The sequence below is a fragment of the Photobacterium panuliri genome, assembly GCF_059920555.1.
On sequence record NZ_CP197192.1, the window covers coordinates 2,520,431 to 2,533,724 of the forward strand.

At 44.9% G+C, this 13,294-nt stretch carries 9 protein-coding genes; 6 read left to right on the plus strand and 3 right to left on the minus strand.

What is annotated here, in order from left to right:
• Nucleotides 1–348: 348 nt before the first annotated feature.
• Nucleotides 349–1,977: a methyl-accepting chemotaxis protein gene (locus ACSF8X_RS11570; protein WP_500850021.1), complete on the minus strand. Its 1,629-nt coding sequence runs from the start codon at nt 1,975–1,977 to the stop codon at nt 349–351.
• 757 nt (nt 1,978–2,734) lie between these two features.
• Nucleotides 2,735–4,363: a methyl-accepting chemotaxis protein gene (locus ACSF8X_RS11575; RefSeq protein ID WP_047877016.1), complete on the minus strand. Its 1,629-nt coding sequence runs from the start codon at nt 4,361–4,363 to the stop codon at nt 2,735–2,737.
• Nucleotides 4,364–4,731: 368 nt separating this feature from the next.
• Here ACSF8X_RS11575 and ACSF8X_RS11580 point away from each other — a divergent pair, with 368 nt between their 5' ends.
• The 6 genes from ACSF8X_RS11580 (at nt 4,732) to ACSF8X_RS11605 (ending at nt 10,824) form a co-directional block, all read left to right on the plus strand.
• Nucleotides 4,732–5,550, plus strand: coding sequence for a phosphate ABC transporter substrate-binding protein (locus ACSF8X_RS11580; RefSeq protein WP_047877017.1), 819 nt, complete (start codon nt 4,732–4,734; stop codon nt 5,548–5,550).
• A gap of 100 nt (nt 5,551–5,650) precedes the next feature.
• Nucleotides 5,651–6,562 carry a phosphate ABC transporter permease subunit PstC gene (pstC, locus tag ACSF8X_RS11585; RefSeq protein ID WP_047877018.1) on the plus strand — a complete coding sequence of 304 codons (912 nt, stop codon included), beginning with the start codon at nt 5,651–5,653 and terminating at the stop codon, nt 6,560–6,562.
• A gap of 5 nt (nt 6,563–6,567) precedes the next feature.
• Entirely contained in the window at nt 6,568–7,434 is an 867-nt protein-coding gene (pstA, locus tag ACSF8X_RS11590) for a phosphate ABC transporter permease PstA (protein WP_047877019.1), read from the plus strand.
• A 16-nt stretch (nt 7,435–7,450) separates the two neighbouring features.
• Nucleotides 7,451–8,200: a phosphate ABC transporter ATP-binding protein PstB gene (pstB, locus tag ACSF8X_RS11595; protein ID WP_047877020.1), complete on the plus strand. Its 750-nt coding sequence runs from the start codon at nt 7,451–7,453 to the stop codon at nt 8,198–8,200.
• A 227-nt stretch (nt 8,201–8,427) separates the two neighbouring features.
• Entirely contained in the window at nt 8,428–10,119 is a 1,692-nt protein-coding gene (locus ACSF8X_RS11600) for a mechanosensitive ion channel family protein (RefSeq protein ID WP_500850022.1), read from the plus strand.
• A gap of 261 nt (nt 10,120–10,380) precedes the next feature.
• Nucleotides 10,381–10,824, plus strand: a complete 444-nt coding sequence (locus ACSF8X_RS11605; protein ID WP_047877484.1) for an META domain-containing protein — start codon at nt 10,381–10,383, stop codon at nt 10,822–10,824.
• A 73-nt stretch (nt 10,825–10,897) separates the two neighbouring features.
• On the opposite strand, the gene metE is transcribed toward ACSF8X_RS11605, so the two are convergent.
• Nucleotides 10,898–13,189 (minus strand): 5-methyltetrahydropteroyltriglutamate--homocysteine S-methyltransferase, encoded by a 2,292-nt coding sequence (gene metE, locus ACSF8X_RS11610; protein ID WP_500850023.1) that lies wholly within the window; start codon nt 13,187–13,189, stop codon nt 10,898–10,900.
• Between the last annotated feature and the right edge of the window lie 105 nt (nt 13,190–13,294).

Below are 13,294 nucleotides of genomic sequence, written 5' to 3' on the forward strand. Positions count from 1 at the left end.
ATCGTGCATTTATTATGTTTTTTAGAATATATATCCTTAAATGATTACTAATATCTCCCATATTTGTAGAAATATAATGTTCAATAAACATAAGTAGTCAAATTAATTGCACACGATGCAATTAAAAAAAACAGTTAATACAACACATTACACTCGCTAGTGACTGCAATGTGGAAGTACAACATGATTCATAGCGAATGCGAGAGTTTGTTCTCCAATAAATAATCGGCATTGCAGAGTTTTGATGTATAAAAAATACATATTTATTAAAGCTTTTCTAGAGTAAATAAAAAGCCACCGATATTATTCGGTGGCTTTTCTTAATGGATGCTCAGATAAAATCAGCAATTAAATTCTAAAAAATGACAATTGTTCTTTCTGCTGTTCAGCTAAACGGGACAACTCATTACTCGCTGTCGCACTCTGACTAATACCCGCAACATTCTGATTGACGATTTCCGACATATTGGAGACATTTCGGTTTATGTCTTGTGTCACCTGAGATTGTTGCTCTGCCGCTGTAGCCACTTGAGTATTCATATCACTGATCTGTACCACAGATTCCGTAATCCCCAGCAAAGCATCATTGGCCTGATTGGCCAACAACTGATTGCGCTCCAGCATCTCAAGGCTACTTTGCATGCTGTCATTGGCATTTACTGACTGGGACTGTAGCTCTTCAATAATGGTCTGAATTTCTTCGGTTGAGTCCTGTGTACGAGCAGCCAGCATACGTACTTCATCCGCCACCACAGCAAAACCACGTCCCGATTCGCCGGCACGTGCCGCTTCGATGGCTGCATTTAATGCCAGCAAATTAGTTTGTTCAGAAATGCTACGGATCACTTCGATCACCTTGCTGATCTGATCAGATTGCTCCTTCAAGCACGTCACCACATCCGCCGCTTTCGCCAACGTTTCAGACATCTGCTGACTAGCCGTATTACTTTGTTCAAAAATATCTAAACCCTGACGAGCAAGATCATCCGTTTGTTTGGCCGTAGAGTCAGCAGCGGTCGCGTTATCACTCACGTTATCTGCAGTGCTCGACAACTCATTCACAGCAGAAACGATCTGATCAATTTCACTTTGTTCCGACTGCGCATTCGCTTCAGATTGAGTCATTACCGACGCGAGTTCCGTTGAAGCTGCAGCCACGTCATCGCTAATTCGCATCATAGAATCAACCATTGCATTTAGCTTACAAACCGTGAGGTTAACATCACTACTCAAATTAGCGATTTCATTCGTTCCATCTTGTTCAGCTTTAGTCGTTAGGTTACCAGTAGCCACTTCACGCATCACAAGTTGCAATTTCACAATTGGATGAACGATTAAACCAGACAACCACCATGCCCCCAGCATTACCACAACGAATATGAAAAGAATCACCATCGTTACAGACGACATTAAACTTGCACTGGCTGCTGCACTGTTTTTCATGCTCCGCGTAGAATATTGATTGACCTTTTGTGACAAGTCATTGATAGCATCAACCATCTCACTACCTACTTCAAGGTACTTTACGATATGCTCATCAAAAGCCTGTTTACTGATATCAACGACTCTTCTTTCACCTAAAGACTTAATCGTATCACGTGAATAATTTATATACTTTTGAATAGAGGATTCAACTAATAAAGTTTCACCTTTAAACTCAGGATGAGAACCCAAAAACTCTAACTCTTTATTTATTGAATCAATATTATTATTCATCTCAACTAAAAAAGAATCACGCTTACTGATATCATATATTGCGTATACAGCTGATATCCTTATCGGATACATCATATCATCAATACTCGCTAGTGAGTCTTTGTATTTAATAAGATCTATTGTATCCTTATAGGTAATGCTTTGTTCTTCATCCAGTTTTGATTTTGTAATCCATAGAGCTATAAATAAAACAATAGCCATCAAGATTACAGGTAGTAATACTTGTTTGCGCACTGATACGTTTTTCAGTGAAAAAGGCATAATACATATTCCTTGATATATAATATTATTCCATATCTAAACATCTATTAAATTTATAGTTAAGGCAAATAACAGTGTTATTTATTGCAAAGGTATATTTTAAAAATGTTCTATAACAGCAATAAGACAGCACTATCATTTATTTAAATGAAATATTAGATACGAATTCATAAAGCGTTAGCTCAACTAAAGTATAATTTCACCAAAAACCGCTGTCCATGCGCAAAAGGTATTATAAATCAATAAAATGCTTTGAAAGCAAACTTATGAATGTTCAATAATTACAAACAGAATATTGCACGGTATAACCTATTTTACATATAGGCTAGTTACCAGATTCCACCTGTTCACAAATACGTCATGTTTGTAAACATTACCCTTCTATTTATTACCTATTTCCAATTACAATATTAATCGAGACTTTTAAATTTAATGACCTATCAATCCACTCATTAATACTTACCAAAATTAAAAAATAAGAAACCAAAAATAAATTTCGCATTATACATATATTATAAGACCATATGCCAATAATAAGAATCATTTCATTTTATCAAAACAGCGAATCCTAGTTTCCCTTAAACATCCCAATGAAAATCAACATCGTTTACCAACTTACTGATGTAATAACTATATTTATATAAGATTAATAAAAACAGATTATAATCCACTGTAATACATATAATAAAAAAGGCCCTTTTATTAAGGGCCTTTTATTAAAAATCTATTCGATAAAGATTAGCAGAGATAATTACAATTAAATTCTAAAGAATGACAATTGTTCTTTTTGCTGCTCAGCCAAACGTGATAGCTCCGTACTTGCCGTTGCACTTTGGCTTATTCCGGAAACATTCTGGTTCACAATTTCCGACATATTGGAGACATTTCGGTTTATATCTTGTGTAACCTGAGACTGTTCCTCTGCGGCCGTTGCAACTTGAGTGTTCATATCGCTAATCTGTACTACAGATTCCGTAATACCCAACAGTGCATCATTCGCCTGATTAGCTAGCAACTGATTTTTCTCTAGCATTTCAAGGCTACTCTGCATACTGTCATTGGCAGTTACTGACTGGGACTGTAGCTCTTCAATAATCGTCTGGATCTCTTTGGTTGAGTCCTGCGTGCGCGCCGCAAGCATACGAACCTCATCAGCAACGACAGCAAACCCTCGGCCAGATTCACCGGCACGCGCCGCTTCAATAGCCGCATTCAATGCCAGCAAGTTTGTTTGCTCAGAGATACCGCGAATCACCTCAATCACTTTGCTGATCTGCTCAGACTGATCTTTCAGGCAAGTCACAACACCTGCCGCATCTGACAACGTCTGTGACATTTGACGGCTCGCGGCATTGCTTTGTTCAAAAATCTCTAAACCTTGGCGTGCAAGATCATCGGTCTGCTTGGCCGTAGAATCAGCCGCTGTGGCATTATCACTTACGTTATCTGCTGTGCTCGACAATTCGTTTACCGCCGAAGCAATTTGATCAATCTCGTTATGCTCTAGCTGGGCATTGGCTTCTGACTGTGTCATCACCGCCGCCAACTCCGTTGCAGCCGCGGCCACATCCTCACTGATCCGGATCATCGACTCAACAGTACGACTTAATTGATCAATAGTGCTGTTTACATCCTCACTCAATGCCGCCAGTTCATTATCTCCGTCATGCTCAGCACGCACGGTCAAATTACCACTGGCAACTTCACGCATAACCGTTTGCAACTTAACGATCGGTGTGACGATAAGGCCTGTCAGCCACCAAGCAATCATGATAACAACCGCAAACACTGCAATAATTGCCAACGATGCATTTCTCATCAACGTTGCATTATTTGCATCACTCTCTGCCATACTCTTGGCGCTGAAGTTATTTACCTCTGACGACAGAGTATTAATCGCTTCAACCATTGTGTTACCAATAACACGGTACTTAGCTGTGTATTCATTGAACACCTTATCGGTGATCTTGCCTGTTTCATGATCAGCGAAGACCCCCATCGCACGGCGTGAGTAGTCGATATAATCCTGAATCGCTTTTTCTACTTTCATCGTCTCATCGCGAAACGCTGGCTCTTTTTCCAAAGAATTAAGCGATTGAATGATAACGCCCGCATTACTATCAAGTTCACGCAAAAACGTTTCACGCTTGCTCTGATCATAGATGGCATACACTGCAGAAATACGCAGTGGGTAAATACTATCATCTACATTCGCTAGTGCGTCTTTGTAGGTGACCAAATCTTGTGTATTGCTATAAATGATATTCTGCTCTGAATCTAATTTTACTTTTGTGGTGTATAGAGCAGCAAATAGAACCACGACCATCAGCATTACTGGTAGCAAAACCTGATAACGCACTGATAGGTTCTTTAGTGAAAATTGCATGTGCGGACCTTACTTATATACGCAAATTGAATCAAAACCCCATCCCTAAGGTTAAGTTAACGGCGCAAATATAGGTTTTGAAGCCCTGCTTGTCCATATTAAACAATGAAAAAAATCAACATCATAAGATTTTTTTGATGTCAAAAAAATGACACTTATGGATAAATTTTTTTAGACTTAAGAAACAGCGTTCTATTTCAATAAGATAGCAGTTCTCAATCAAGAACTGGTCAATTGTTAAACATTTATTGCTAACGTCATAGAGTGTTCAATTTTCTGAAACATGACTGTCATATTTCCTGCTTAACCTTTATTTCGTTCATTCGACACCTACTGGCAATAACGCCAAACGCTTAAGGATTAGGAAAATGAAAACACAGGTTATTGGTGCACTAGCCCTCGCTGGTTCTATGGCATTTAACTCAGCGTTCGCAAATGAAACGGTCTCTGTTGTTGGTTCAAGCTCCGTATCACCAATCATGGAAGTTCTCGGTGAAACCTATGCACAATCTCGCAATGTAACGGTTGAAGTACAAGGTCCTGGTTCATCCGCTGGTGTGCGAGCAGCTCATGATGGCTCATCAGATTTCGGTATGAGTTCTCGCGAATTAAAAGAGTCAGAAAAGTCAAATGAAATCAAAGAAGTAGTAATAGCAAGGGATGGTATAGCCGTTGTAGTTCATAACAATAATCCTGTTACGGATCTGTCCAAGGATGAAGTGTCTAAGATCTATAAAGGTGAAATCACTAACTGGAAGCAAGTCGGTGGTGAAGACAAGCCTATCGTTGTTGCAACTCGTGATACCGCATCCGGCACACGCGGTGCTTTTGAAGACATCATGAACCTCAAGAAAAAAATCAACGGCATTAGTGTGTCAGCAATTTCACAGCGCGCACAAGTTGCCAGCGGTAACGGACAGCTAAAAACCATTGTTGCCAACAACCCATTTTCTATCGGCTATATTTCATTAGGATCAGTCGATGCTTCCGTTAAAGCCTTGTCGATCGATAACCACAAACCATCGGTTGAGGCTATCAAGGCCGGTGACTACGGCGTGCAACGTCCATTCTTGGTTGTTTACAAAGAAGGTCGCCCGTCTCCTGCTGCCCTTGATTTTCTAACATGGGTAAAAGGCCCTGAAGGCCAAAAAATTGTCGCTGATAAAGGCTTTATCTCTGTTAAGTAACTGTTGATTCTTTACCTGTCGCGGCCACGTGCCAGCGGCAGGTTTTTAATGATTCCTTGGTATGAACAACAACCTGTTGTCTGTATCTGGAGTAATATGTATGACCATCGCAAACAATATAGAAAACACAGCAAAGCAGCCTACGCTGAAAGCCAAAGCAAAAACTGACTGGCGTGAGTTGTTCTTTAAATACCTATTTCTAACCAGTGCCGCGCTAGGTATTCTCTCACTAGTAACTATTGGTTACTTTATTTTCCGTGAAGGTTACGCCGCTTTTGCCGAAGCAGGCGTCACTAACATCGTTCTGGGCAACGACTGGTTACCACCCGCCCTTTACGGTATTGCCCCAATGATTGTCGCCTCGCTGGTATCCACTGCCGGTGCCGTTATTCTGGGTGTACCTGTTGGGGTACTTACGGCCATTTTTATTGCCGAAGTTGCGCCGAAACGACTCGCTAATCTGATCCGCCCGATGATCGAACTGCTTGCCGGTATCCCTTCCGTGGTTTATGGCTTCTTTGGTCTAGTGATCATTGTTCCTCTAATTCAGGATGTATTCTCTGTACCTGCCGGTAACACCATTCTTGCCGGTATCATCGTTCTGTCAGTGATGATCCTGCCAACGGTAATTACCGTTTCGGAAACCTCAATCAGAGCCGTACCACGCAGCTATAAAGAAGGCTCCTATGCGTTGGGCGCATCGCAGATGTTCACCGTCTTCAAGCTACTGGTGCCCGCAGCCCGATCCGGCATTATGACAGGCGTTATCTTAGGGGTTGCCCGCGCCTTGGGTGAAACCATGGCTATCATCATGGTAATGGGTAACTCGCCAGCCATGCCGCAGGGTCTACTGGAATCAGCCCGAACCTTGACTGCCAATATCGCGATTGAAATGTCGTACGCAACCGGCATCCACGCCAGTGCGTTGTATGCCACCGGTATTGTTCTTTTGGTCTTTATCATGATGCTAAACGGCGCGCTTCTTTATCTAAACCGTGAGCGTGCGAGGTAACCACAATGGCTCTACAAGCAACCAATACAAGTAGACAGAAACTCAAAGACAACATTTCCCTCGGCCTTATTTGGACGGCTGCATCTATCACCGTCGGGTTCTTGGTCTGGGTAGTCTGGTACATTCTGAGCAACGGTCTCTCACACGTTAACTGGGAGTTCATTTCTAGCAATTACACCACCATCGGCCAAGAATCAGGTATTTGGCCAATGATTGTTTCAACCCTGTATATGGTAGCCGCCTCAATCGGTGTTGCTGCCCCACTCGGCATCATGACGGCTATCTACCTGACCGAATATGCAAAAGTTGGTAGCCGTTTGGTAAAAGTGATTCGTTTCTGTACCGAATCGCTGGCCGGTATTCCGTCGATTATCTACGGTCTATTCGGTATGACGTTCTTTGTTGTTGTCATGGGCTTTGGTTACTCAATTTTGTCAGGTGCCCTGACCCTGAGTATCCTGATCCTGCCGGTTATCATCCGTACAACCGAAGAAGCACTAATGGCAGTACCGCAAACTTACCGTGAAGGTTCATACGGTTTGGGTGCATCGAAAATTTACACCATTTGGAGACTGATCCTACCAAGCGCCATGCCGGGTATTGTCACCTCCATCATCCTCAGCGTAGGTCGTGTTATCGGTGAATCAGCACCGGTATTTCTGACCGCAGGTATGGTTGCCCGTATTCCAGAAAGCATGTTCGATTCTGGCCGTACGCTAACCGTCCACCTGTACAAGTTAACTCAGGAGCTTTACACCGTTCACGAATGGAACCAGGCCTATGCAACGGCCACTGTTCTGATCGTTGTCGTGCTCGTGATTAACCTGATTACCAAACTGATTGCAAACCGTTTCAACACTGCGACTTACTAATTGAGGAAGGCTTACCATGAATAAATTCAACATTGAAAATCTGGATCTTTATTACGGCCAGAACCAAGCTCTAAAACAAATTAACCTACCAATCCCTAGCCGTCAGGTTACCGCACTTATCGGTCCGTCAGGCTGTGGCAAATCAACCCTGCTACGCTGCCTGAACCGAATGAACGATTTGATCGAAGGGGTCAAAATAAACGGCAAGCTAACAATGGATGGCGAAAACGTCTATGGCAATATCGACGTCGCCCAGCTTCGAATCAAAGTCGGGATGGTTTTCCAGAAACCGAACCCGTTCCCGATGAGCATCTACGAGAACATCGCGTATGGTCTGCGCGCTCAGGGCGTCAAGGACAAAAAGGTACTCGATGAAGTTGTTGAGAAATCTCTGCGCGGCGCAGCCCTTTGGGACGAGGTGAAAGATCGCTTGAAGTCACACGCCTTTGGCCTTTCTGGCGGTCAGCAGCAACGTCTGTGTATCGCCCGTACTATCGCCATGCAACCCGATGTTATCTTGATGGACGAACCAACATCGGCGCTTGACCCTATTGCGACAAAGAAAATTGAAGATCTGATGGAAAGCCTGAAAAAAGACTTCACCATCGTGATCGTCACCCACTCCATGCAGCAAGCGCGTCGTATCTCGGATCGCACCGCGTTCTTCCTGATGGGCGAGCTTGTCGAACACGACGATACTAACACGCTGTTCAACTCACCGCGTGATGATCGCACCCGTGGCTATGTGAACGGTGACTTTGGCTAACAGTATCACGACGAAGAGCATCCTCAATAACTCACTCGCCGCTTTATACGGATAATAACAGCGATGGTAAACCTTGCCCCCACGTGTTGGGGGCTTTTTTTATTACGATATTTTCATACCTCTTTTATGCGCTTTTATTTTTGGGTGTGTTATCAACAAAAAACACCAACAATTGCTCTATCATTCACTAAAATTAATGATTATTTTGCCAGTTATAGAGGTATGCAATGCGCTGGTCTTTACTCTTCCTGATCCTCTTCTCCCTCACCTGTTTCGCTGAAAACTCTCCAACAGAAACACCCAGCCCAACAGAAACCACCAGCACCGAAGCAACAAAGCCTCTCTCTGAAACAGAGCGTATCATCGGCAACATCGACCAGCTCGATGCCGACCTTGGCGAACTCCTCAGCCAATCCCGGGGCAAAACAGGCACGGAAAAAAATGTCATCGACATGCAGATGCTCAAAAAAAATGAGGAAATCAGAGCAGAACTGCAAAAACTCATTGGGTTGGAAAATGATGAAAACCGGCCTCTAATCATCGAGCTGGTCAATGAACAAGTCGGCTACCTCAATGAAGCGGCCGACTTTCTCTCAAAGCAGATCACGACCAAACAGGCACAGATCGACAGCGCAGAACCCGAACAAAGGCTGTTGATGCAAAAATCCCTGCAAGAAACCACCAACTTCTACCATCGCATGCTCAAAGAGCAATGGATCAACTTCCAGTGGCTTAACCGTCTTGACGTTCCCAAGCCCAAAGAACAAGCTCAATTGGTTGAAACCGTCCGTCAACGATTGGATTTCATGTCGGCAATGCTCAGTTTTGACAGCCAACAAGAGAGTACGCTGTCAAGCCAGCTGAAAACCGCAGCGGAAGGCGAAAAAGCCACCTTGCAGCTTCAGCAAATTCTTACCCAACGCAAAGTGACCGGGGATATAGAGTCCGTTCAATTTCTTGCTGATCTTGGCAAGGACATGGGGCTAGAGACCACCGAGTACACCAAGCAGCTATTTGAAACCACAGGTAACCTAACCAACGAACTGCTTGATGTAAAAGTGATCTTTTCAATCCTGACGGGATGGGTGGGTACAGTAAAAATCTGGCTGGCTGAAAATACGCCGCAGATGCTGTTCAAGCTGTTTATATTCCTGCTGATCGTCTTTATTTTCAAAATCCTCAAAAATATCACTCGCCGTATTGTCACTCGAGCTGTGAGCTCGCCCACCCTGCGCATGTCGCAGCTGATGAAGGACTTCTTCATCTCGATTACAGGCAATATCGTTTTGTGTGTCGGGTTGCTTTTCGCATTGGCCCAAATCGGGTTGGATTTAACCCCCATCCTTACCGGTTTTGGTGTCGCGGGTGTGATCATCGGCTTCGCCTTACAAGATACCCTGTCTAATTTTGCCTCCGGTATGATGCTGCTTATCTACCGCCCATTCGATGTGGACGACTTTGTCGAGGCAGGCGGCACATCAGGGAAAGTAAGCCATATGAGCCTGGTCAGTACCACTATCAAAACATTCGACAACCAAATCCTCATCGTGCCAAACAGCAAAATCTGGGGCGACACCATCAAGAACATTACCCATGAGCGTGTTCGCCGAGTCGATATGATCTTCGGTATTGGCTATAGCGATGATGTCGAGAAAACCGAAAAAGTACTGAACGAGATCGTCACCGAACACCCTATGGTACTGCGCTCTCCCGAGCCAATGATCAAACTGCATACCCTCAATACCTCATCGGTCGACTTTATCGTCCGCCCTTGGGTAAAAACGGAAGACTACTGGGACGTATACTGGGATGTTACCCGCGAGGTAAAAATGCGCTTCGACCGAGAAGGGATCTCTATCCCATTCCCGCAGCAAGATGTGCATCTGCATATGATTAATACCGACATAGACAAAAAATGACAACCAGCTAACAATATTTTGGTCAGTAAGGTGTAGCATACTATGCTGAATTAAAACGCTTTTCATCGCAGTGCTACCTGTCGTCTTGTGCGCAGAATATCAGCCAGAAAAAAAACTGATATCCAAGAAAGTACAAAGCTGGTATAACTAGCTGAAAGGCATTAAAAACAATGTACAATTAAAATGTGCTTTGCCCAGCTAACATTCAGCATTGCTGTGGTTTACTGGTCTACAAAGCTATTATTCGGGGAATCATACACCATGAAAAAACGTTTTCTTGCTGCCGCTCTTGCGCTTCCAGTAATGCTTGCGGCTTGTTCTACTAACAGTGAGACGACTTCTGTGACTTCAGCATCTGATCTAGCGAGCCACAACTGGGTTCTAACCAAAGTTGATAACAAAGCTCTTGACCTACCAGAGCCATTCACTGCACCAAACCTAGAGCTTTCTAACGATCTTGGTGCCAATGGCCATGCTGGCTGCAATCGCTACTTCGGTCAGGCAGAATTCAAAGACGGTCAGCTACGTATTGAAAAAATGGGTATGACGATGATGGCTTGCCCTGAGCCAGCAATGAACATGGAGCAAGTAATGAGCTCTACCCTGCAAACTTGGAGCAAAGCTAGCATCAACGGCAACGAGCTAACGCTTACCGGTGCTGACCACACGCTAACATTCAACCGTGCTCCGGCTACAGCACAATAACGATTACCCATTATCGTTACGAAATTCAAAACGCCTGCGCATGCAGGCGTTTTTGTTTTTGCTGTCAGCAAAGTTAGCTAACTTTTGCCTGCCACTGTTCACGCAGCTGTTTGGCCGCTTCCACCATATTGGCCAAAGCTGCTTCTGTTTCTTGCCAGTTCCGTGTTTTTAACCCACAGTCAGGGTTCACCCATAACCGCTCGGCAGGAACTAGATTCTTAGCTTTTTCCACCAGCTGAATAATCTGCTCCACATCCGGAATATTTGGCGAGTGGATATCGTAAACACCAGGGCCAACCTCATTCGGGTAATCAAATGCCTCGAATGCTTTAAGCAGTTCCATATCCGACCGTGACGTCTCAATGGTGATCACATCAGCATCCAAAGCGGCAACTGACTTGATAATGTCATTGAACTCGCTATAACACATATGGGTATGGATTTGCGTTTCTGGCTCGGCACTGGCCGCTGAGATCTTGAAGGCTCTCACAGCCCAATCCAGATACGACTGCCACTGGCTGGCCTTGAGCGGCAACCCTTCACGAATTGCTGGCTCATCAATCTGAATGATGTTGATTCCGTTATTTTGCAAATCCGCTACTTCGTCGCGCAATGCCAATGCTATCTGATTGGCTATCTCTTCACGGGTTAAATCCTCACGAGGGAAAGTCCAGCCCAAAATCGTCACGGGACCGGTCAGCATCCCTTTCACATGCTTGTCGGTCAGCGATTGGGCATACTTGGCCCATTCCACCGTCATCGGCGCTGAACGGTAAATATCTGACACAATCACCGCCGGCTTCACACAGCGTGACCCATAACTTTGTACCCAGCCAAAACGAGTGACGGCAAATCCTTCGAGCAATTCAGCAAAATACTCCACCATATCATTGCGCTCAGGCTCACCATGAACCAGTACATCCAGTCCGAGCTTATTTTGACGCTCAATGGCATCAGCAATATGCCCTTGCATGGCGATCACATAATCATTCTCGGCCAATCGGCCAGCTTTAAAATCACGGCGCTGGGTACGGATCTCGCCCGTCTGTGGAAACGAGCCAATCGTGGTCGTCGGTAATAAAGGCAGCCCCAATGCACTGCGCTGCAATCTCGCACGTTCCTGATAAGGCAGCTTACGTTCAGCCAGACTATCCGTTATCGCAGCAAGGCGCTGGCGTACCTGAGGATTATTGACCCGTTCACTGGTCGCTCGGGTTTTAATCGGCGCACTGTATTGTTCAATCTCGCTAAGCGCAGCCTCATTACCGTCGAGCGCCTTGGCAAGCAAAGTCACCTCACGGCATTTTTGCTTGGCAAACGCCAGCCATTGGCGCACTTCCGGATCAAGCTCTGTTTCCAGATCAAGATCGATAGGGCTATGCAGCAATGAACATGAGCTGGCAACCCAAAGTCTTTCTCCCAGATCAGCCTTCACCGACGAGAGACGCTCAAGCCATGCACTCAGATCCGCCCGCCAAACATTTCGACCGTTAATCACACCAGCAGAGAGTACCCAAGACGAAGGCAACGCCGCCAGCACCGGCTCCAACTGTTCAGGAGCCGCGGCCAAATCAATGTGCAGACCATCGACCTTCAATCCGGTTATCCGGTCAAGATTATGGGTAATGGTGTCAAAGTAGGTGGTCAGCAACAGCTTTGGTTTTCCATGCAAAACCTGGTAGGCAAGCTTGTACGCATCCAACCATTGTACGGGCAACTCAAGAGCAAGCGCCGGCTCGTCTATTTGCACCCACTCTACACCCAGCTTGGCCAGCTTGGTCAGTATTTGCTGATAGGCAGTAAGCAGACGAGGCAACAGAGAAAGGCGGTCAAAACCGGCTTCTTTTTCCTTGCCCAACCACAAGTAGGAAACTGGCCCTAACAATACCGGCTTCACCTCGTGACCTGCTTTTTTCGCTTCCGCTACTTCCTCGAACAATTGGGGCCAGCTGACATTAAACGCATCATCGGCACTGAACTCAGGCACGATATAATGGTAATTGGTATTGAACCATTTGGTCATATCCGATGCGGCACAGGCACAGCCTGACGGGGCTTTGCCGCGTGCAACACGAAACAAGGTATCTAGGTCAGGAAAACCGCTGCGATGACGTGCAGGTAGGTGCCCAAGTAACATGCTTGTTCCCAATACATGATCGTACCAGGCGAAATCACCGACAGATACGCAATCCAATCCCGCACCGACCTGATCCCCCCAATGACGATGGCGCAACAGACGACCAACTTGCTTCAACTCTTCCTGCGACGACTCACCTCGCCAATATTTTTCCTGCGCAAATTTCAGTTCGCGCTGGCTGCCGACCCGCGGATAACCCAAAATGTGCGTTTGTGTTTTATTCGTCATTGTTCTTCCATCCATGCCTATTCAAGATGTTTTTACAATGAAGTAAGGCACCGAAATGAACAATTTCTAATGTTTAATGTTTAACTTGAGCAAATCTCATGTTAA

Bases quoted from the DNA above. Each gene is read 5' to 3' on its own strand.
- pstB (WP_047877020.1), top strand. From the start codon at position 7,451: ATGAATAAATTCAACATTGAAAATCTGGATCTTTATTACGGCCAGAAC.
- pstC (WP_047877018.1), top strand. From the start codon at position 5,651: ATGACCATCGCAAACAATATAGAAAACACAGCAAAGCAGCCTACGCTG.
- ACSF8X_RS11570 (WP_500850021.1), bottom strand. From the start codon at position 1,977: ATGCCTTTTTCACTGAAAAACGTATCAGTGCGCAAACAAGTATTACTA.
- ACSF8X_RS11575 (WP_047877016.1), bottom strand. From the start codon at position 4,363: ATGCAATTTTCACTAAAGAACCTATCAGTGCGTTATCAGGTTTTGCTA.
- ACSF8X_RS11600 (WP_500850022.1), top strand. From the start codon at position 8,428: ATGCGCTGGTCTTTACTCTTCCTGATCCTCTTCTCCCTCACCTGTTTC.
- metE (WP_500850023.1), bottom strand. From the start codon at position 13,189: ATGACGAATAAAACACAAACGCACATTTTGGGTTATCCGCGGGTCGGC.
- ACSF8X_RS11580 (WP_047877017.1), top strand. From the start codon at position 4,732: ATGAAAACACAGGTTATTGGTGCACTAGCCCTCGCTGGTTCTATGGCA.
- pstA (WP_047877019.1), top strand. From the start codon at position 6,568: ATGGCTCTACAAGCAACCAATACAAGTAGACAGAAACTCAAAGACAAC.
- ACSF8X_RS11605 (WP_047877484.1), top strand. From the start codon at position 10,381: ATGAAAAAACGTTTTCTTGCTGCCGCTCTTGCGCTTCCAGTAATGCTT.